This window comes from Pseudomonas sp. H3(2019) (assembly GCF_007713465.1).
Lineage (GTDB): Bacteria > Pseudomonadota > Gammaproteobacteria > Pseudomonadales > Pseudomonadaceae > Aquipseudomonas.
In genome coordinates, this window is the sequence record NZ_VMSG01000009.1 from 14,428 (window position 1) to 32,575 (window position 18,148).

Genomic DNA, 18,148 nt, shown 5'->3' on the forward strand with positions numbered 1-18,148 from the left:
CCCCTACATCAACCGGTTGCGCAAAGCGGCAACCACGTTGAAGGTCTGATTACGCACGTGGTTCTTGGGGTCCGCCAGGGTCAGGGTCAGGCGCACACTGCGGATTCGCGTCGGGTCAGTCGGATTGCTGCTGTAACTCGACGCGGCAACATCGGTGGCGCTGGTGGCCATGCCGAAGGTCACGTTGAAAGCACTGACGTTGTTCACCAGCGCCGCGGTGCCTGTGTTCGTGGTCATCAGGATCTGGCCATTGCTGAGGCTATAGGCCAAGCGCCGGATCGGAAACGCCAATTGCCCGGCTGTCGGTGTATGCGCGCCGGTGTAGGCCGTTGCGCTGGTTCGGCAGTCAGACACCACGGTCCAGGTCGGCGCGCCACCGTTGCCGCCGACATCGGACGTCACCAGGGTCAGTTTGAGTGCGGTGTTGTCCCAGCTGATGGGGGTGATCTGGTTGGCGTTGAAGTCGCCGGCCGAGCTCGCATCGGTAATCGTTCCCAGGCAACCGAACATGCCGACCATGCGGATTTCCTGAATCATTTTGCTCAGGACAAACCGCGCATCCTCCTGCATCCCGGCAGAGGTGTTCTGGCTGATGTAGGTGCTTTTCGCCGAAATAAAAATTTGCGCCACGCCGAGCACCACGATCAGGCTGATCGCCAGGGCGATCATCAGCTCGATCAGACCAAATCCCCGGGACGAACGGTTCATGGCGTCACCAGCGGATCGACGGTGGCGCGGCTGCTCAGGACAAAGCTGCGGGTCGAACTGGCGGCTGCTGCGCGCGAATCATCCCAGGTGATGGTGATGGTATACACCCGCTGGTTCAGGGTAATACTGCCCGTAGCGGTCGGGCCGCCGAAGCTGGTGATATTGGTGGTGAAGTCATACAGGTCCTGATCCCGGGTGACATTCAAATTGCCCGAGGTCGGCGGCGTAACGGTGTAGTCGGCCGCAGAATTGGCGCGAATCCGGTCCATCATGTCGTAGGCGATAAAGCTCGCCTGGCTGGTCATCAGCGAGCTGTCGGTGTACTTCAGCGCATTCAGCTGAGTCGCCGCCGCCCCCAGCAGCCCCACACTCAGAATCAACAACGCAACCAACACTTCGATCAGTGTCATGCCGTCCTGTGCACGCGATCCCGATCCTGTCATCCGCAGCTTCCACCCAAGACAATCCTTCCGTTTAAACACACGCTGAGCGTCCGGCTCTGCGCCCCTGATACGTAATTGAACAGCACTGCCGTGGCTGGCGCCGACAACCCACCCAAGTTGTTGAAATCGATGCTGGTCACTCCAGAGGTTAGCGTCAGAGTGGCGCCGCTGCTCATCGCCGGAATAACCCGCAATACATTCGCCGGTGAACCGGTGCTGTCGTACACCCTCAACTCCCCGGTCCAGACGCTACCGCCGGCGGTTGGCCGGATGCGCGTGGTGATGCCCCGGTCGATCGCCTCCAGGCGGGCGTAATTGAGCCCTCGTTGCAGATCACTGATTTCGGTATCGGCCTTGGCGTTCTGTATAGAACTGTTGAACGCCGGTACCGCCAGGGTGAGCAGAATCGCCATGACCGCAAGGATCACCAGCAACTCGACCAACGTGAAACCTTTTGTACGATGATTCATCGCTGCCCTCCGCTGCCAACGACTACACCTAGCTGTATCAAGCTAGAACATTCAACCGGTAGCCGCAGGGTTGTTTTGACATTCGTTGCACAACCCAACGCCCACTCCAGGGAAGGAGATGCCATGCATCAGAAGGGTTTCGGTCTGATAGAACTGCTTATCGGACTGGCAATCGCAGCGATCGTTCTGCACCAGGTCAGCCCGGTGCTCAGCGAGTACACGCAATCAGTGAGTCGCGAGACCGCGGCGCAAACACTCGCCAGCGGCATGCGCAACGCCCGCACCGCGGCCATCCTGCGTAATCAAACACTTGTCATCCACGCGTTGAACGACGATTGGGGCCAAGGCTGGCGAATCATTCTGGACATTAGTGGCGAGGGTCATCAGGACAGCAGCAACCCGCTGTTGCTCGAGCGCCAGACAAGCGCCGGGGTGCCGATTGTGGGCAATCGGCCGGTGAGGAGTTTTGTACGGTTCAGCGGTCTGGGCGAGCCACAGTTGCCTAGCGGCGCCTTTCAGGCCGGGACGTTGCACATCTGCGCGGACCGCGAGCCGGTCAGTCATCACCAGGTGGTGCTGTCCAGAAGCGGCCGCGTCAGTCTGCGCAGCGACAAGGCCGAGCAGGCCTTGTGTGTGGGAGGTGAGGAATCAGAGCAAGGAGCGAACGCGTAGCTCTTTGGGCATGGAGAAGGTGATGTTCTCCTCGCGACCGGCCAGTTCATCGGCGCCGGTAGCGCCCCAGGCCTGCAGTTGCTCGATAACGCCCCGAACCAGTACTTCCGGCGCCGAGGCCCCGGCGGTGATGCCGATACGCTCGACGCCATCGAACCAGCTGCGCTGCATGTCTTCGGCACCGTCGATCAGGTACGCCGGGGTGGACATGCGCTCGGCCAGCTCGCGCAAGCGGTTGGAGTTGGAGCTGTTCGGGCTGCCGACCACCAGCACCACGTCACATTCGTCAGCCAGTTGCTTGACGGCGTCCTGACGGTTTTGCGTGGCGTAGCAGATGTCGTCCTTGCGTGGGCCACCAATGGCCGGGAAACGAGTTCGCAAGGCATCGATCACGCGGCTGGTGTCGTCCATCGACAAGGTGGTTTGCGTGACGAAAGCGAGTGTTTCAGGGTTACGCACGTTCAGCGCGGCAACGTCCTTTTCGTCTTCGACGAGGTAGATCGCACCACCGTTGCTGGCGTCGTACTGGCCCATGGTGCCTTCGACTTCCGGGTGACCGGCATGGCCGATCAGAATGCACTCACGACCGTCACGGCTGTAGCGCGCCACTTCGATGTGCACCTTGGTCACCAATGGGCAGGTCGCATCGAAGACCTTCAGGCCACGGCCTGCGGCTTCCGTACGAACGGCCTGGGAAACCCCATGGGCGCTGAAAATCACGATGACGTCGTCCGGCACCTGGTCCAGTTCTTCAACGAAGATCGCCCCGCGTGCGCGCAGGTCTTCAACGACGAATTTGTTGTGGACCACTTCGTGACGCACATAGATTGGCGGCCCGAAGACTTCCAGGGCGCGGTTGACGATTTCGATCGCCCGGTCCACGCCGGCGCAGAAGCCACGGGGGTTGGCGAGTTTGATTTGCATGCTGTGCCTCGTGTCTTGCGCGCAAGAAATAGTAATGCCTGCCTGTCATTCGAACACCGGGTTCGAAAACAGTGAAAACTTACTGTGGGAGCGAGCTTGCTCGCGATGAGGGCCTCACATCCAACATTGATGTTGAATGGTATTCAGCCATCGCGAGCAAGCTCGCTCCCACAGTTGATCCCATTGGATCAGTTACAGCGCTTTGACGTTGATGATTTCCACGTCAAAGGTCAATGTCTTGCCAGCCAGCGGGTGGTTGAAGTCGATGGTCACCTGAGCGTCATCGAACGCCTTGACCACACCGGGCAGCTCAGTATTCGCCGCATCGTTGAAGATCACCAGCAGGCCTTCGGACAGTTCCATATCCTGGAACTGCGAACGCGGGATGATCTGCACGTTTTGCGGGTTGGGCTGGCCAAAAGCGTTTTCTGGCTGAATCGTCAGATTACGCTTGTCACCCGCCTTGAAGCCAAACAGTGCAGCTTCGAAACCTGGCAGCAGGTTGCCGTCGCCGACCTTGAAGGTCGCCGGGGCTTTGTCGAAGGTACTGTCGACGGTGTCGCCGTTCTCCAGGCGCAATGCAAAGTGCAAAGTGACTTCCGTGTTCTGGCCGATGCGTTGCTCAGCCAATACCTGCTCAGTCATGAACGGTTTCTCCGGTCTTCTTGCTTTTGAACATATCCAGCGCGAGCATCACGGCCCCGACGCAGATGGCGCTATCGGCAAAGTTGAACGCCGGGAAGTACCAGCGGTTCTGCCAATGCACCAGAATGAAATCGATCACATGGCCCAGGGTAATGCGGTCGTACAGGTTGCCCAGCGCACCACCGAGCACCAATGCCAGCGCAATCGCCAGCCAGGTGTCGTTGCGCCCCAGACGCTTGAGCCAGACCACCAGCACCGCACTGACCACGACCGCGATCAGGGCAAACAACCAGCGCTGCCAGCCGGAGCTGTCAGCCAGGAAACTGAAGGCCGCGCCTGTGTTGTAGGCCAGGGTCCAGCTGAAGTAATCAGGGATCACCACGATTTGCTGGTACATGGTCAGCGAGCTTTCGAAGTGAAGCTTGCTGGCCTGGTCAATGACCAGAACCAGCACGCTCAACCAGAGCCAGCTCAGCCGTCCGAAACGGCTAGCAGCATTAGGCATAGTGACGAACCTCGCCAGCGCCGCTGATGTTGTCGACGCAACGACCGCAGATTTCCGGATGCTCCGGGTTCACGCCGACATCATCACGGCAGTGCCAGCAACGGGCGCACTTGGCGAAGCTCGACTTGACCACTTTGAGTTTCAGACCGCTGACTTCGGTTTCAACCGCGTCGGCCGGCGCTTGCACGAACGGTGCAATGCTGGCGGTGGAGGTGATCAACACGAAGCGCAGTTCGTTGCTCAGCTTGGCCAGGTCGGCGCTCAGCGCTTCTTCGGCGAACAGCGTCACTTCGGCTTGCAGGTTACCGCCCACGGCCTTGGCCGCGCGCTGGATTTCCATTTCCTTGTTGACCGCAACCTTGACCGCCATGATCCGCTCCCAGTAGGCGCGGTCCAGTTCGAAGCCTTCCGGCAACTCGCTGAGGCCTTCGTACCAGGTATTGAGCATGACCGATTCGTTGCGCTCGCCCGGCAGGTACTGCCACAGCTCATCAGCGGTGAAGGCGAGGATCGGCGCGATCCAGCGCACCAGCGCTTCAGAGATGTGGAACAGCGCGGTTTGCGCCGAACGGCGGGCCTTGCTGTTGGCGCCAGTGGTGTACTGACGGTCCTTGATGATGTCGAGGTAGAAACCGCCCAGCTCCTGCACACAGAAGTTGTGCACCTTGGAGTAGACGTTCCAGAAACGGTATTCACCGTAGTGCTCTTGCAGCTCGCGTTGCAGCAGCAAGGTACGGTCCACCGCCCAACGGTCCAGCGCGAGCATTTCTTCTGCCGGCAGGATGTCGGTGGCCGGGTTGAAACCGGTCAGGTTGGAAAGCAGGAAGCGCGCGGTGTTACGGATCCGCCGGTAGGCGTCCGCACTGCGTTGCAGGATCTGGTCGGAAACCGCCATTTCACCCGAATAATCGGTCGAAGCGACCCACAGGCGCATGATATCGGCGCCCAGGGTGTCGTTGACTTTCTGCGGCGCGATCACGTTGCCCAAGGACTTGGACATCTTGCGGCCAGCTTCGTCGACGGTGAAACCGTGAGTCAGCAGTTCGCGGTACGGCGCGTGGTTGTCGATGGCGCAACCGGTCAACAGCGACGAGTGGAACCAGCCGCGGTGTTGGTCGGAACCTTCCAGGTACAGGTCGGCACGCGGGCCGGTTTCGTGGCCCATCGGGTGCGAACCGCGCAGGACGTGCCAGTGCGTGGTGCCCGAATCGAACCAGACGTCGAGGGTGTCGCTGATCTTGTCGTACTGCGGCGCTTCGTCACCGAGCAGCTCGGCCGCGTCCATCTTGAACCAGGCTTCGATGCCTTCGACTTCGACGCGCCGGGCGACCTCTTCCATCAGCTCAACGGTACGTGGATGCAGTTCGCCGCTTTCCTTGTGCAGGAAGAACGGAATCGGCACGCCCCAGTTACGTTGACGGGAGATGCACCAGTCCGGACGGTTGGCGATCATCGAGTGCAGGCGCGCCTGGCCCCAGGCCGGCACGAATTTGGTGTCTTCGATGGCTTTGATCGCGCGTTTGCGCAAGGTGTCGCCAGTCGCCGGCTCTTTGTCCATGCCGATGAACCACTGCGCGGTGGCGCGGTAGATCAGCGGGGTCTTGTGACGCCAGCAGTGCATGTAGCTGTGTTCGATGACGGTGGTGTGCAGCAACGCACCGACTTCGGTCAGCTTGTCGACGATGGCCGGGTTGGCCTTCCAGATGAACTGGCCGCCAAAGAACTCCAGCGACGGCACGTACACGCCGTTGCTTTGCACCAGGTTGAGGATGTCGTCGTTGACCATGCCATAGGCTTTGCAGGTCACGAAGTCGTCCACGCCGTAAGCCGGTGCGGAGTGAACCACGCCGGTGCCGGCGCCCAGTTCAACGTACTCGGCCAGGTAAACCGGCGACAGGCGATCGTAGAACGGGTGACGGAAATTGATCAGTTCCAGCGCCGCGCCAGTGGCTGTGGCGATGACCGAACCTTCGAGGTTGTAGCGAGCCAGGCACGACTCGACCAGCTCTTCAGCCAGTACCAGCAGTTTGTCGCCGACATCGACCAGGGCGTAGTTGAACTCGGGGTGAATGTTCAGCGCCTGGTTGGCCGGGATGGTCCACGGGGTGGTGGTCCAGATTACGATCGAAGCCGGTTTGCCCAGCGACGGCAGGCCGAACGCGGCAGCCAGTTTGGCTTCGTCGGCAATCGGGAAGGCAACGTCGATGGTCGAGGACTTTTTGTTCTCGTATTCAACTTCGGCTTCAGCCAGGGCCGAACCGCAGTCGAAGCACCAGTTCACAGGCTTGAGGCCCTTGAACACGAAGCCACCCTTGACGATTTCGGCCAAGGCACGGATTTCACCGGCCTCGTTCTTGAAATCCATAGTCTTGTACGGGTTGGCGAAGTCACCCAGCACACCCAGGCGGATGAACTCGGACTTCTGGCCTTCGATCTGCTCGGTGGCGTAGGCACGGCACAGCTCACGGGTTTTATCCGCCGTGAGGTTCTTGCCGTGGGTCACTTCGACTTTGTGCTCGATCGGCAAACCGTGGCAGTCCCAGCCCGGAACATAAGGCGCATCGAAACCCGAAAGGGTCTTCGAGCGGATGATCATGTCCTTGAGAATCTTGTTGAGCGCATGACCGATATGAATGGTGCCGTTGGCGTACGGAGGACCGTCGTGCAGAACGAACTTCGGACGATCCTTACCAATCTCACGCAACTTCTGGTACAGGCCAATGCTGTCCCAGCGCTGCAGAATCTGCGGTTCGCGCTGAGGCAGGCCGGCCTTCATTGGGAAGGCGGTGTCCGGAAGGTTTAGCGTGGCTTTATAGTCGGTCATTTAAGGCTCTTCATTAGCGATTGGCGCTAGGTGCCGCTAGGGCACGGGCGGCGGCGACATCCGCATTGATCGCCGTCTTAAGCGCCTCCAGAGAGGCGAAACGCTGCTCTTCACGCAGCTTGTGGTGGAAAACCACCGTCAAACGCCGGTCATACAGATCGCCGGCAAAATCTAGAATATGGACTTCAAGGTGGGCTTTGCCATCACCTTCAACCGTTGGCCGAACACCAATATTGGCGACGCCCGGCCAGGTCTTGCCGTCGACTTCGACGCTCACCAGGTAAACCCCGGTCAGCGGTACACGACGACGCTTGAGTTGCACGTTGGCCGTTGGTGTACCCAATTGGCGCGCCAGCTTCTGCCCGTGCAGGACCCGCCCGGCAATCCCGAACGGATGGCCGAGCAAGCGCTCGGCCAAGGTAAAATCAGCGGCGGCCAAGGCATTACGCACCTGGGTGCTGCTGACACGCAACCCGTCCAGTTCAACGGTCTGCGCCGCTTCGACGGTGAACCCCTGGACGGCCCCGGCCTGTAGCAGGAAATCGAAATCCCCTACCCGATCACAACCGAAACGGAAGTCGTCACCGACCTCCAGATGCTGCACACCCAGACCATCGACCAGAATGGTGTCGACGAACTCGGCAGCGCTGAGCTTGCTCAAACGATGATTGAAGGCCAGGCACAGAACCCGGTCAACCCCTTCGGCGGCCAGCAACTGCAACTTGTCGCGCAAGCGCGCCAGACGGGCTGGAGCCGTGTCCGGGGCGAAAAACTCACGCGGCTGCGGCTCGAAAATCACCACGCAGTTGGGCACACCCAACTCGAGCGCACGCTCACGCAGTCGGGCCAGGATAGCCTGGTGACCACGGTGAACACCGTCAAAGTTGCCAATAGTGGCGACACAGCCCCGATGCTGGGGGCGCAAATTGTGGAGGCCTCGAACCAGCTGCATAACGCGCTTCTTGCTCATAAAGTGGTCGATTATAACCACACCCGGCGGCCGACAACAGGCAACACCGTAACCCAAAGTGATCGAACCGACAAAACTGGCGCCCGACCCGTGATTATTGATGCCGCGTCTTCAGTTCAACGCCTTGCGATTGAAGTCTCGCAGACGGAAGCCCATCAACGCCAGCATACCGAAATAGGCCACCACACCGGCACCGACCAAAGCCCCCAGACGCAGGAAGCGTTCCAGCATGTGCCCTTCGTCCCAGGCCGGCATGAAGTGCATCGCCCCCAGCAAAACTGCGGACATCACCGTCACCGCGACCACCAGCTTGAGCCCGAACAGGCCCCAGCCTGGCTGTGGCTGATACATCTTCTGTTTGCGCAATTGATAGAACAACAGACCGGCGTTGAGGCATGCACCCGCGCTAATGGCCAGGGCCAGCCCTGCGTGTTTCAACGGGCCGATCAAGGCCAGGTTGAACAGCTGAGTGACGACCAGCGTGAAAATCGCGATTTTTACCGGTGTGCGAATGTTTTGTTGCGCATAGAACCCCGGCGCCAGCACTTTAATCACGATAATCCCGAGCAAACCGACCGAGTAGGCAACCAGCGCACGTTGGGTCATCGAGGCATCAAATGCGCTGAATTGACCGTACTGGAACAGCGAAACGGTCAGTGGCTCCGCCAGAATTCCCAGCGCCAGCGAGCACGGCAGCACCAGCACGAAGCACAAACGCAGGCCCCAATCGAGAATGCGCGAGTATTCGTGACGGTCCTTGCTGGCGTAGGTTTTGGCCAGCGTCGGCAGCAGAATCGTGCCCAACGCCACACCGAGAACACCGGAGGGCAACTCCATCAGGCGGTCGGCGTAATACATCCAGGACACTGAACCTGCCACCAGAAACGAGGCAAAAATGGTGTTGATGATCAGCGAAATCTGGCTGACCGAGACCCCGAGGATCGCCGGCAGCATCTGCTTCATCACCCGCCAGACACCGGTGTCGCGCAGATTCAGGCGCGGCAACACCAACATGCCGATTTTCTTCAGGTGCGGCAGCTGATAGAGCAATTGCGCCAGCCCACCGACCAGCACTGCCCAGCCCAGAGCCATTACCGGCGGATCGAAATACGGCGTCAGGAACAGCGCGAAGACGATCATGCTGACGTTGAGCAGGGTCGGCACGAAGGCTGGCACCGAAAAACGGTTCCAGGTATTGAGGATCGCCCCGGCCAGCGAGGACAGCGAGATCAGCAATATATAAGGAAAGGTCACTCGTAACAGGCTGGAGGTCAGCTGAAATTTTTCCGGCGTGTTGGTAAACCCCGGGGCCGTTGCCCAGATGACCCAGGGCGCCGCGACCATCCCCAGAATCGTGACCAGCGCCAGTACCAGCGTGAGCAAGCCCGATACGTAAGCGATGAAAGTTCGTGTCGCCTCCTCGCCCTGCTGACTTTTGTATTCCGCCAGGATCGGCACAAAGGCCTGGGAAAACGCTCCTTCGGCGAAGATTCGCCGCAACAGGTTGGGCAGTTTGAAGGCGATAAAGAAGGCGTCTGTGGCCATCCCGGCGCCAAATATGCGTGCGACGAGCGTGTCACGGACGAACCCCAGAACCCGGGAAAGCATCGTGATAGAGCTGACGGCGGCCAACGATTTAAGCAGGTTCATTGAAGAGTTTTTGCCTGTCGATAAACAGCAGGCGAACAAACCGCCCACTTATGCGATACTCCGCGCCGCAACAGCACAGAGCCAAAGCTCGCGAGTTTACAGGTCAAGCGCCGGAAATAAATATCCCGCCTCTTTAGATCGACCACTCAGCGGAACGCATCACCCGCCCTTGACAAGACTTCAACTCATCGGCATGATTCGCGGCCTATTTTGTTTGCTATTTCCTAAAAAGTCTTTCGAGGAGCTCGACGGTGGCCAACACACCTTCCGCCAAAAAACGTGCAAAACAGGCTGAGAAGCGTCGCAGCCACAACGCCAGCCTGCGTTCCATGGTTCGTACCTACATCAAGAATGTAGTTAAAGCCATCGACGCAAAAGACGCTGAAAAAGCGCAAGCCGCTTACGTTCTGGCCGTGCCAGTTATCGACCGTATGGCCGATAAAGGCATCATCCACAAGAACAAAGCTGCTCGTCATAAGAGCCGCCTGAATGGCCACGTCAAGGCTCTGAACGTTGCCGCTGCTGCCTAAGCGACACGCTCATTAAAAAACCGACCCCAGGGTCGGTTTTTTATTGCCTGCGATTTACCAGGCACACCACAAAAAAATGTGGGAGCGAGCTTGCTCGCGATGGCGGCATGGCTGTCAACGATGATGTTGAATGCTACGACCTCATCGCGAGCAAGCTCGCTCCCACAGGGTACAGCGTCAGCTTATTGGGCGTGCGTCCACGGCAAAATCGGAATCGCGGTCACGGCATTCTGCGGACTGCCTTCGATCAGGCGATCGCTGTAGACCAGGTACACCAGGGTGTTGCGCTTCTTGTCGAGGAAACGCACCACCTGCATGGTCTTGAACACCAGCGATGTGCGCTCCTTGAACACCTCTTCGCCATCCTTGAGCTCACCCTTGAAGCTGATCGGACCGACCTGACGACAAGCAATGGACGCTTCCGAGCGATCTTCGGCCAACCCCAGACCACCCTTCACGCCGCCCGTCTTGGCTCGCGACAGGTAGCAGGTCACGCCATCGACCTTCGGATCATCAAATGCCTCGACGACGATGCGGTCATTCGGCCCGACGAATTTGAATACAGTCGATACTTGACCGATTTCTTCAGCCGAAGCCAGCAGCGGCATCGCCAACAGCAACCCCAACAATCCTTTTGCCATGCGCATTCGCGTTTTCCTTAAACCAGAATCAGGTTATCGCGGTGAACCAGCTCCGGCTCCGCCATGTAACCCAGCAAACCGACAATCGCCTCAGACGATTGACCGATGATTTTTTGTGCCTCAAGCGCACTGTAGTTGGCCAAACCACGGGCAATCTCACGACCGTCCGGCGCCACGCACACCACCATTTCACCGCGACGGAAGCTGCCCTGAACCAGCTTGACGCCAACCGGCAGCAGACTTTTATTACCCCGAGACAACGCTGTGACCGCCCCCTCATCCAGCACCAGCGTGCCGCGAGTCTGCAAGTGCCCGGCCAGCCACTGCTTGCGCGCCGCCAGCAGGCCGCGCTCAGGCGACAGCAAGGTGCCGATGCGCTCGCCCGCCTTCAAACGATCCAGCACACGCTCTAGACGCCCACCCACGATGATCGTGTGAGCCCCCGAACGCGCCGCCAGACGCGCCGCACGCAATTTGGTCTGCATACCGCCACGACCCAACGCACCGCCAGTGCCGCCCGCAACCGCATCCAACGCCGGATCATCGGCGCGCGCTTCGTAAATCAGCTTGGCGTCAGGGTTGTAGCGCGGATCGGCGTCGAACATGCCGTCACGATCAGTGAGGATCACCAACAGGTCAGCCTCGACCAGGTTGGCCACCAGCGCCGCCAGCGTATCGTTGTCGCCGAAACGGATTTCGTCGGTGACCACCGTATCGTTCTCGTTGATCACCGGAATGACCTTGAGATCGACCAGCGCACGCAAGGTGCTGCGGGCGTTGAGGTAACGCTTGCGGTCAGACAAGTCATCGTGAGTCAGGAGAATCTGCGCCGTGTGCCGGCCATGCTCGGCAAAGCTCGACTCCCAGGCCTGCACCAACCCCATCTGACCGATGGCGGCAGCCGCCTGCAACTCGTGCATCGCACTGGGTCGTGCGGTCCAGCCAAGGCGACTCATGCCTGCCGCTACCGCCCCCGAGGACACCAGCACCAGCTCGACACCCGCCTCATGCAGCGCGACCATCTGCTCAACCCAGACGCTCATTGCTGCGCGATCCAGACCCTTGCCGTCAGCCGTCAGCAAAGCGCTGCCGATCTTCACGACCCAACGCTGCGCACCTGTCACCTTGCTCCGCATCATCTTCAACCTTAGCTTGAGGACAGCGCGACCCAGCGCTGCCCGTAACGTTATTCGTGACTACCGATTTCCAGATACCAAAACGCCGCTCGATAGAGCGGCGCTTAAGTTTACTGCAACGAATCAGTCGCGCACGTAAATGATTTCCGGACCGTCTTCGTCATCCACATCTTCTTCGTCCCAATCATCGTCGCCGATGTCATGGACCGACTTCACGCCGCTGCGGCGCAGGGCACGCTGGTCATCCAGCGCCTGCAACTGGGCACGGGCCTCGTCTTCGATGCGCTGATCGAGATCGGCCAACTCTTCCTTGTAGACCGGGTCGTTAGCCAGACGATCAGCACGATCCTCCAGGTAACGCATGATGTCGCGCGTCAGGCGCTCGGTGCCTTCTTTGGCAATGGCCGAGATCACGTAGACCGGACCGGTCCACTCCAGACGATCAACGATTTCCTTGACCCGCTCTTCGTGCTCCTCTTCAAGGATCTGGTCACACTTGTTCAGCACCAGCCAGCGATCACGCTCAGCCAGCGAAGGGCTGAACTTGGTCAGCTCGCTGACAATGACTTCAGCCGCGTCCGGAGCACTGGTGTCATCCAGCGGCGCCATGTCGACGAGGTGCAGCAACAGACGGGTCCGCGACAAGTGCTTGAGGAAGCGAATCCCCAGGCCCGCGCCGTCGGAAGCACCTTCGATCAGACCCGGAATGTCGGCAATGACGAAGCTCTTCCAGCGATCGACGCTGACCACACCCAGGTTTGGCACCAGCGTGGTGAACGGATAATCGGCAACTTTCGGCTTGGCCGCCGAGACCGAACGGATAAAGGTACTTTTGCCGGCGTTCGGCAAGCCCAGCAGGCCCACGTCGGCCAACACCTTCATTTCCAGCTTGAGGTCACGCTGCTCGCCCGGCTTGCCTGGCGTAGTCTGGCGCGGCGCGCGGTTGGTACTGGATTTGAAACGGGTGTTACCCAGACCGTGCCAGCCGCCATGCGCCACCAGCAGACGCTGACCCGCCTTGGTCAGGTCGCCAATGACTTCTTGCGTAGCAGAGTCAATGACTGTGGTGCCGACCGGAACCCGCAGAACCAGCTCTTCACCTTTTTTACCGGTGCAGTCAGTGCTGCCGCCGTTGGCGCCACGCTCGGCATCGAAGTGCCGGGTGTAACGGTAGTCAACCAGGGTGTTGAGGTTTTCGTCGGCGATCATGTAGACCGAGCCGCCGTCACCACCGTCACCGCCGTTAGGACCACCGTTTTCGATGAATTTTTCCCGACGGAAACTCATGCAGCCATTGCCGCCGTCGCCAGCTTTTACTCGAATCGATACTTCATCAACAAACTTCATAACAAAACGCCTCTCGCCATACGGACGAGCCGAAAAACACTAAGACATAAGACTCTTGCAAAAATGAGCGCAGCGACCTCAATCAACGACCGCATAATCCAGCGCCGGCAGCCCATACAAACAGTTTTGCAAGAGACTCACCCCACAAACGAAAAAGCCCCGTCGCAAGACAGGGCTTTTCCAGCGATCGCGCAATTAAGCCGCGACAACGCTCACGTAACGGCGGTTGAACGCGCCTTTTACTTCAAACTTGATCACGCCTTCGATTTTCGCGAAGAGGGTGTGATCTTTACCCATGCCAACACCGTAACCGGCGTGGAATTGGGTGCCGCGCTGACGCACGATGATGTTGCCCGGAATGATTTTCTGGCCGCCATACATCTTCACGCCAAGGCGTTTGGCTTCTGAGTCGCGACCGTTACGGGTACTACCACCAGCTTTTTTGTGTGCCATGAGTTCAATTCTCCTAGTGAGGAATTAGGCTGAAATTAAGCCTGAATACCGGTGATTTTGATCTCGGTGTACCACTGGCGGTGGCCCATACGCTTCATGTGGTGCTTACGACGACGGAACTTGATGATGCGGACTTTATCGTGACGACCTTGGGAGATCACTTCAGCCACAACGGTAGCGCCAGCAACAACTGGAGCGCCGATATTCACGTCATCGCCATTGGCGACCAACAGAACGCGATCAAAAGTTACGGATTCGCCGGTAGCGATTTCCAGTTTCTCGATCTTCAGGTATTCACCTGGGGCGACCTTGTATTGCTTGCCACCAGTAACGATTACTGCGTACGACATGGTATTTCTCCGATAATCCTGCTCACCCAGCTCTTTATAAGAAGAGGTATTGGCTGGCATGGCTGCATGGGATGGAACGACCCAAATGCAATTGCGTAAGGCAGGTGCTGCCCAGGAAGTTCAGGGTGCGCGATTGTACGCAAGGCACGAGCGCGTTGCAAGTGGCCGTCCATCGCGCCTTGACAGGCCCGGACGTGGGTCCTAGCATGCCGCGCAACCCTTCTGGAGCGACTGTCGCTGATGCAACCCCAAGCTTTCTACCGCGCGGTGGCGGACGATTTTAACGCCGTCGACGGCATCATCAAGAAGCAGCTGACTTCCCGAGTGCCGCTGGTATCGAAAATCGGCGATTACATTACCTCGGCTGGCGGTAAACGCCTGCGTCCTTTATTAGTGTTGCTGTGTGGCAAGGCCCTGGGGCGCGAAGGCGACGACATGCGCTTGCTGGCCGCCACCATCGAATTCCTGCACACCGCCACCCTGCTGCACGACGACGTGGTCGACATGTCCGGCATGCGCCGTGGCCGCTCGACCGCCAACGCCATGTGGGGCAATGCCCCGAGCGTGCTGGTGGGTGATTTCCTGTACTCGCGCTCGTTCGAGATGATGGTCGAACTGGGCTCGATGCCGGTGATGAAGATTCTCTCGCAAGCCACGCGGATCATCGCTGAAGGCGAAGTCCTGCAGCTGTCCAAGGTGCGCGACGCCAGCACTACCGAAGAAACCTACATGGAAGTCATCCGCGGCAAAACCGCGATGCTTTTCGAGGCGTCGACCCACAGTGCCGCGGCCCTGGCTGGCGCGACGCCAGAACAGAGCGAAGCCTTGCGCACCTTTGGCGACCACCTCGGTGTGGCCTTCCAACTGGTCGACGACCTGCTGGATTACAAAGGCGACGCAGAAACCCTGGGCAAGAACGTCGGTGACGATCTGGCCGAAGGCAAGCCGACCCTGCCGCTGATCTACACCATGCGCGAAGGCACGCCGGAGCAGGCGGCACTGGTGCGCCGGGCGATTCAGAAAGGTGGTATCGAAGACCTGGAAAGCATCCGTGCTGCCGTGGAAGCCTCGGGCTCGCTGGACTACACCGCACAACTGGCCCGCGATTACGTGGCCCGCGCGATCAAATGCCTCGAAATGCTGCCTGCCAGCGAATACCGGGATGCATTGGTCGAACTGAGCGAGTTTGCGGTCGCCCGCACACACTGACACCTGCCCCATACTGGAGCGAGCAAGCTCGCTCCAGCAGGTCGTCACCGCCCACCCCCTCTCCCGCCTAAAACCCTATATAATGTGCGCTTTTAGCCATCCTGAATCCAAGGAGCCTTAGTGAGCACGTTGCCACCCTGCCCGAAATGCAATTCCGAATACACCTATGAAGACGGCGCCCAACTGATCTGCCCAGAATGCGCCCACGAATGGTCCGCCAACGGCGAAGCCGACGCAGCGTCCGATGAAACCGTGAAAAAGGATTCGGTCGGCAACGTCCTGCAAGATGGCGACACCATTACCGTGATCAAGGACCTCAAGGTCAAGGGCACATCGCTGGTGGTCAAGGTCGGCACCAAGGTCAAGAACATCCGCCTGTGCGATGGCGACCACGACATCGACTGCAAGATCGACGGTATCGGCCCGATGAAGCTCAAATCCGAGTTCGTCAGAAAAGTCTGAACCTGCTGTATTCCATCCTGCGCCCTGCGTGGGATGGAGCCTCACCCTCACCTGGTCCCCCAACAATCCCGCCCAATAGCAAAACGCCCGCCGTTTTGACCCTCGGCAATTCCCCTACAGAAAACAGCAGAAACCGCCAATAGGTACTTGCTATTAATTGAATAGGAATTATTCTCATCAAACCATTAAAAAGGAGATGAGCATCATGACTTACTTGATCGATGCATGGCTGGATCGCCCACACCCGTACCTCAGGATCCTGCATCGGGAAACCGGGGAAGTGTGTGCGGTATTGGAAGAAGAAGCCTTGAGTGAGCTGCAAGAGCAGGGCGACCTCGACCTCAATGGCCTGAGTTCCAGCGAGCCGGTGGTGCTCAAGGAACTGGTGCGCAACCTGTTTCTATTCTGCTACGCCCGGGCATTGCGCCCGATGAATGATCTGCACCACAAGATCGAACTATGAGACACCGCAAAAGACTGTGGGAGCGAGCAGGCTCGCTCCCACATTAGCCTGCCAGTACAGCCGAACAGGGCTTACAGAACGTCGAGCAACTCGACGTCGAACACCAGAACGCTGTGCGGCGGAATGCTGCCAACGCCTTGTGCGCCGTAAGCCAGTTCGCTCGGTACGTACAGGCGCCATTTGCTACCGGCGTTCATCAGTTGCAGGGCTTCGGTCCAGCCAGCGATCACGCCGCCAACCGGGAATTCTGCAGGCTGACCACGATCGTAGGAGCTGTCGAATACAGTGCCGTCGATCAGCGTGCCGTGGTAGTGAGTGCGCACTTGATCTTCACGGGTTGGCTTGGCGCCTTCACCTTGAGTCAGTACTTCGAACTGCAGGCCGGAAGCCAGAGTGGTGATGCCGTCACGCTTGGCGTTTTCAGCCAGGAACGCCAGGCCTTCGCCAGCGGCCGCTTCAGCCTTGGCAGCAGCTTCGGCCTGCATGATTTCGCGGATAACCTTGAAGCTGGCAGACATTGCTTCCTGGCCAACACGGCTTTCCTTACCGGCGAATGCGTCGGTCAGACCGGCCAGGATCGCGTCCAGGCTAACGCCCGGTGGCGGGTTGTCGCGCAGTTGGTCGCCCAACTGACGGCCAATACCGTAACTGACGCGGGTTTCGTCGGTGGACAGATTTACTTCGGACATGACACTGCTCCGCTTTGGGGGCCACTGAAAGGACAATATTCCTACAGCACTTCCAGATAGCCCTTCATAAAAAGGGCGAGCAGACTAGCACAGATGCCATTGCGGTGATGATAGGTGCCAGCTCTATCAGGAGATGGGCACCTTCAGGCTCTCTTCCCCGCTGGTGCCCAGACCGCACATCTCGTCGTGCACGGAGGTGTGAATCAGGTTGAATGTCAGCTTGGGAAACGCATGAAGGACTTCACGAGCGTGCTCCACCGAACGCAGGCGCAGTGTTTGCCCATGGGTGTCGTCGAGCGGATGAGCGGCACCATGTATCCGAGCTTCCAACAGATAAATCCCGCCTTCCATCGAGATCAGATTCAGCTCATCGACCTTCCCGGCGATGGCATAGGCGTTCAACTCTTGCAGGTTCATGAACACACCCCGCGCAATGGCGAGCCAAGACACTTACAGGGATATGCCTCGGCGCACAAAAGCACAAGCCAGAAACGCCGCCGCCCGTCCGTTTCACAACGGCCGGGCGGCACGCTACGGCTCGGGAACGACACTCAGTGCTTGGTCAGCTTGTCCAGATACCCCATGGCAAACGCCGAGATCACGAAGGTCATGTGAATGATCACGTACCACTTCAGGTGCTCGGGATCGACATTCCTGGCGTCCATGAAGATGCGCAACAGGTGAATCGAGGAAATGGCCACGATCGAGGCCGCGACTTTCATCTTCAGGGAAGAAGAGTCCATCGTGCCCAACCAGTTGAGCTTCTCCTTGCCTTCATCAATGTCGAGTTCGGACACGAAGTTCTCGTACCCGGAAATCATCACCATCACCAGCAAGCCGCCTACCAGCGCCATGTCGATCAGCGACAACAGCACCAGAATCAGATCGGACTCGACCATCGTGAACACGTTGGGGATAACGTGGAAGACTTCCTGAAAGAATTTCAGCGCCAGGGCCAGCAGGCCCAGGGACAAACCAAAGTAGATCGGTGCCAACAGCCAGCGCGAGGCGTACATTGCATTTTCGACAAAACGTTCCATTGAATCTCACACAAGGT

General features: G+C 58.9%; 22 protein-coding genes. 5 read left to right on the forward strand and 17 right to left on the reverse strand.

Annotated features, from left to right (window positions below; translation table 11 throughout):
* Positions 1 to 3: 3 nt before the first annotated feature.
* From FPT12_RS11025 to FPT12_RS11035, 3 genes are read right to left on the reverse strand one after another with little or no spacing between them, the layout of a single operon-like run.
* On the reverse strand, positions 4 to 708 hold the full coding sequence (locus FPT12_RS11025) for a PilW family protein (protein WP_145016293.1): 705 nt from the start codon (positions 706 to 708) through the stop codon (positions 4 to 6).
* Positions 705 to 1,151, reverse strand: coding sequence for a type IV pilus modification protein PilV (pilV, locus tag FPT12_RS11030; protein ID WP_145016294.1), 447 nt, complete (start codon positions 1,149 to 1,151; stop codon positions 705 to 707). Before pilV ends, FPT12_RS11025 begins: the two co-directional genes overlap by 4 nt.
* A complete protein-coding gene (locus tag FPT12_RS11035; protein WP_145016295.1) occupies positions 1,148 to 1,621 on the reverse strand; it encodes a GspH/FimT family pseudopilin in 474 nt (157 codons plus the stop codon). Before FPT12_RS11035 ends, pilV begins: the two co-directional genes overlap by 4 nt.
* A 123-nt stretch (positions 1,622 to 1,744) precedes the next feature.
* Here FPT12_RS11035 and FPT12_RS11040 point away from each other — a divergent pair, with 123 nt between their 5' ends.
* Positions 1,745 to 2,293, forward strand: coding sequence for a GspH/FimT family protein (locus FPT12_RS11040; protein ID WP_145016296.1), 549 nt, complete (start codon positions 1,745 to 1,747; stop codon positions 2,291 to 2,293).
* Here the strand turns inward: FPT12_RS11040 and ispH are convergent.
* The 6 genes from ispH to murJ form a co-directional block, all read right to left on the reverse strand.
* Positions 2,270 to 3,217, reverse strand: a complete 948-nt coding sequence (gene ispH / locus FPT12_RS11045; protein WP_103319409.1) for a 4-hydroxy-3-methylbut-2-enyl diphosphate reductase — start codon at positions 3,215 to 3,217, stop codon at positions 2,270 to 2,272. The genes FPT12_RS11040 and ispH overlap by 24 nt on opposite strands.
* A 192-nt stretch (positions 3,218 to 3,409) precedes the next feature.
* Positions 3,410 to 3,847, reverse strand: a complete 438-nt coding sequence (gene fkpB, locus FPT12_RS11050; protein ID WP_173860013.1) for an FKBP-type peptidyl-prolyl cis-trans isomerase — start codon at positions 3,845 to 3,847, stop codon at positions 3,410 to 3,412.
* A 7-nt stretch (positions 3,848 to 3,854) separates the two neighbouring features.
* On the reverse strand, positions 3,855 to 4,367 hold the full coding sequence (lspA, locus tag FPT12_RS11055; RefSeq protein WP_145016297.1) for a signal peptidase II: 513 nt from the start codon (positions 4,365 to 4,367) through the stop codon (positions 3,855 to 3,857).
* Positions 4,360 to 7,191, reverse strand: coding sequence for an isoleucine--tRNA ligase (ileS, locus tag FPT12_RS11060; RefSeq protein ID WP_145016298.1), 2,832 nt, complete (start codon positions 7,189 to 7,191; stop codon positions 4,360 to 4,362). The genes lspA and ileS overlap by 8 nt, the downstream gene beginning before the upstream one ends.
* A 13-nt stretch (positions 7,192 to 7,204) precedes the next feature.
* The gene (ribF, locus tag FPT12_RS11065) at positions 7,205 to 8,143 is read right to left on the reverse strand and encodes a bifunctional riboflavin kinase/FAD synthetase (RefSeq protein WP_145016299.1); all 939 of its coding nucleotides are present in this window, start codon (positions 8,141 to 8,143) and stop codon (positions 7,205 to 7,207) included.
* Between the two features lie 129 nt (positions 8,144 to 8,272).
* Positions 8,273 to 9,811: a murein biosynthesis integral membrane protein MurJ gene (gene murJ / locus FPT12_RS11070; RefSeq protein WP_145016300.1), complete on the reverse strand. Its 1,539-nt coding sequence runs from the start codon at positions 9,809 to 9,811 to the stop codon at positions 8,273 to 8,275.
* 251 nt (positions 9,812 to 10,062) lie between these two features.
* On the opposite strand from murJ, the gene rpsT reads away from it, so the two are divergent.
* Positions 10,063 to 10,341, forward strand: a complete 279-nt coding sequence (rpsT, locus tag FPT12_RS11075; RefSeq protein WP_003185593.1) for a 30S ribosomal protein S20 — start codon at positions 10,063 to 10,065, stop codon at positions 10,339 to 10,341.
* 182 nt (positions 10,342 to 10,523) lie between these two features.
* Here rpsT and FPT12_RS11085 read toward each other — a convergent pair whose 3' ends face one another.
* The 5 genes from FPT12_RS11085 to rplU form a co-directional block, all read right to left on the reverse strand.
* The gene (locus FPT12_RS11085; RefSeq protein ID WP_145016301.1) at positions 10,524 to 10,988 is read right to left on the reverse strand and encodes a CreA family protein; all 465 of its coding nucleotides are present in this window, start codon (positions 10,986 to 10,988) and stop codon (positions 10,524 to 10,526) included.
* Positions 10,989 to 10,999: 11 nt separating this feature from the next.
* Positions 11,000 to 12,118, reverse strand: coding sequence for a glutamate 5-kinase (proB, locus tag FPT12_RS11090; RefSeq protein ID WP_145016431.1), 1,119 nt, complete (start codon positions 12,116 to 12,118; stop codon positions 11,000 to 11,002).
* A 123-nt stretch (positions 12,119 to 12,241) separates the two neighbouring features.
* Positions 12,242 to 13,465: an Obg family GTPase CgtA gene (gene cgtA, locus FPT12_RS11095; protein ID WP_019691616.1), complete on the reverse strand. Its 1,224-nt coding sequence runs from the start codon at positions 13,463 to 13,465 to the stop codon at positions 12,242 to 12,244.
* A gap of 195 nt (positions 13,466 to 13,660) precedes the next feature.
* The gene (gene rpmA / locus FPT12_RS11100) at positions 13,661 to 13,918 is read right to left on the reverse strand and encodes a 50S ribosomal protein L27 (RefSeq protein ID WP_003176049.1); all 258 of its coding nucleotides are present in this window, start codon (positions 13,916 to 13,918) and stop codon (positions 13,661 to 13,663) included.
* 35 nt (positions 13,919 to 13,953) lie between these two features.
* Positions 13,954 to 14,268: a 50S ribosomal protein L21 gene (gene rplU / locus FPT12_RS11105; RefSeq protein ID WP_003176051.1), complete on the reverse strand. Its 315-nt coding sequence runs from the start codon at positions 14,266 to 14,268 to the stop codon at positions 13,954 to 13,956.
* Positions 14,269 to 14,508: 240 nt separating this feature from the next.
* Between rplU and FPT12_RS11110 the strand changes: the two genes are divergently transcribed.
* From FPT12_RS11110 to FPT12_RS11120, 3 genes are all read left to right on the forward strand, one after another.
* Positions 14,509 to 15,477: a polyprenyl synthetase family protein gene (locus FPT12_RS11110; protein ID WP_054595512.1), complete on the forward strand. Its 969-nt coding sequence runs from the start codon at positions 14,509 to 14,511 to the stop codon at positions 15,475 to 15,477.
* 120 nt (positions 15,478 to 15,597) lie between these two features.
* Positions 15,598 to 15,939 (forward strand): zinc ribbon domain-containing protein YjdM, encoded by a 342-nt coding sequence (locus tag FPT12_RS11115; protein WP_054595511.1) that lies wholly within the window; start codon positions 15,598 to 15,600, stop codon positions 15,937 to 15,939.
* A 205-nt stretch (positions 15,940 to 16,144) separates the two neighbouring features.
* Complete coding sequence (locus FPT12_RS11120) at positions 16,145 to 16,402, forward strand: hypothetical protein (RefSeq protein ID WP_145016302.1); 258 nt, start codon at positions 16,145 to 16,147, stop codon at positions 16,400 to 16,402.
* 71 nt (positions 16,403 to 16,473) lie between these two features.
* Here the strand turns inward: FPT12_RS11120 and FPT12_RS11125 are convergent, their stop codons facing one another.
* The 3 genes from FPT12_RS11125 to FPT12_RS11135 form a co-directional block, all read right to left on the reverse strand.
* The gene (locus tag FPT12_RS11125; RefSeq protein ID WP_054595509.1) at positions 16,474 to 17,091 is read right to left on the reverse strand and encodes an FKBP-type peptidyl-prolyl cis-trans isomerase; all 618 of its coding nucleotides are present in this window, start codon (positions 17,089 to 17,091) and stop codon (positions 16,474 to 16,476) included.
* A gap of 126 nt (positions 17,092 to 17,217) precedes the next feature.
* On the reverse strand, positions 17,218 to 17,508 hold the full coding sequence (locus tag FPT12_RS11130) for a DUF6482 family protein (RefSeq protein WP_145016303.1): 291 nt from the start codon (positions 17,506 to 17,508) through the stop codon (positions 17,218 to 17,220).
* 134 nt (positions 17,509 to 17,642) lie between these two features.
* Positions 17,643 to 18,131: a TIGR00645 family protein gene (locus FPT12_RS11135; protein ID WP_145016304.1), complete on the reverse strand. Its 489-nt coding sequence runs from the start codon at positions 18,129 to 18,131 to the stop codon at positions 17,643 to 17,645.
* Positions 18,132 to 18,148: the final 17 nt, after the last annotated feature.

Excerpts from the sequence above, each read along its gene's own strand:
- FPT12_RS11025 (WP_145016293.1), bottom strand. The coding sequence starts at position 708 with ATGAACCGTTCGTCCCGGGGATTTGGTCTGATCGAGCTGATGATCGCC.
- pilV (WP_145016294.1), bottom strand. The coding sequence starts at position 1,151 with ATGACAGGATCGGGATCGCGTGCACAGGACGGCATGACACTGATCGAA.
- FPT12_RS11035 (WP_145016295.1), bottom strand. The coding sequence starts at position 1,621 with ATGAATCATCGTACAAAAGGTTTCACGTTGGTCGAGTTGCTGGTGATC.
- FPT12_RS11040 (WP_145016296.1), top strand. The coding sequence starts at position 1,745 with ATGCATCAGAAGGGTTTCGGTCTGATAGAACTGCTTATCGGACTGGCA.
- ispH (WP_103319409.1), bottom strand. The coding sequence starts at position 3,217 with ATGCAAATCAAACTCGCCAACCCCCGTGGCTTCTGCGCCGGCGTGGAC.
- lspA (WP_145016297.1), bottom strand. The coding sequence starts at position 4,367 with ATGCCTAATGCTGCTAGCCGTTTCGGACGGCTGAGCTGGCTCTGGTTG.
- ileS (WP_145016298.1), bottom strand. The coding sequence starts at position 7,191 with ATGACCGACTATAAAGCCACGCTAAACCTTCCGGACACCGCCTTCCCA.
- ribF (WP_145016299.1), bottom strand. The coding sequence starts at position 8,143 with ATGCAGCTGGTTCGAGGCCTCCACAATTTGCGCCCCCAGCATCGGGGC.
- murJ (WP_145016300.1), bottom strand. The coding sequence starts at position 9,811 with ATGAACCTGCTTAAATCGTTGGCCGCCGTCAGCTCTATCACGATGCTT.
- FPT12_RS11085 (WP_145016301.1), bottom strand. The coding sequence starts at position 10,988 with ATGCGCATGGCAAAAGGATTGTTGGGGTTGCTGTTGGCGATGCCGCTG.
- proB (WP_145016431.1), bottom strand. The coding sequence starts at position 12,118 with ATGCGGAGCAAGGTGACAGGTGCGCAGCGTTGGGTCGTGAAGATCGGC.
- cgtA (WP_019691616.1), bottom strand. The coding sequence starts at position 13,465 with ATGAAGTTTGTTGATGAAGTATCGATTCGAGTAAAAGCTGGCGACGGC.
- rpmA (WP_003176049.1), bottom strand. The coding sequence starts at position 13,918 with ATGGCACACAAAAAAGCTGGTGGTAGTACCCGTAACGGTCGCGACTCA.
- rplU (WP_003176051.1), bottom strand. The coding sequence starts at position 14,268 with ATGTCGTACGCAGTAATCGTTACTGGTGGCAAGCAATACAAGGTCGCC.
- FPT12_RS11110 (WP_054595512.1), top strand. The coding sequence starts at position 14,509 with ATGCAACCCCAAGCTTTCTACCGCGCGGTGGCGGACGATTTTAACGCC.
- FPT12_RS11120 (WP_145016302.1), top strand. The coding sequence starts at position 16,145 with ATGACTTACTTGATCGATGCATGGCTGGATCGCCCACACCCGTACCTC.
- FPT12_RS11125 (WP_054595509.1), bottom strand. The coding sequence starts at position 17,091 with ATGTCCGAAGTAAATCTGTCCACCGACGAAACCCGCGTCAGTTACGGT.
- FPT12_RS11130 (WP_145016303.1), bottom strand. The coding sequence starts at position 17,508 with ATGAACCTGCAAGAGTTGAACGCCTATGCCATCGCCGGGAAGGTCGAT.
- FPT12_RS11135 (WP_145016304.1), bottom strand. The coding sequence starts at position 18,131 with ATGGAACGTTTTGTCGAAAATGCAATGTACGCCTCGCGCTGGCTGTTG.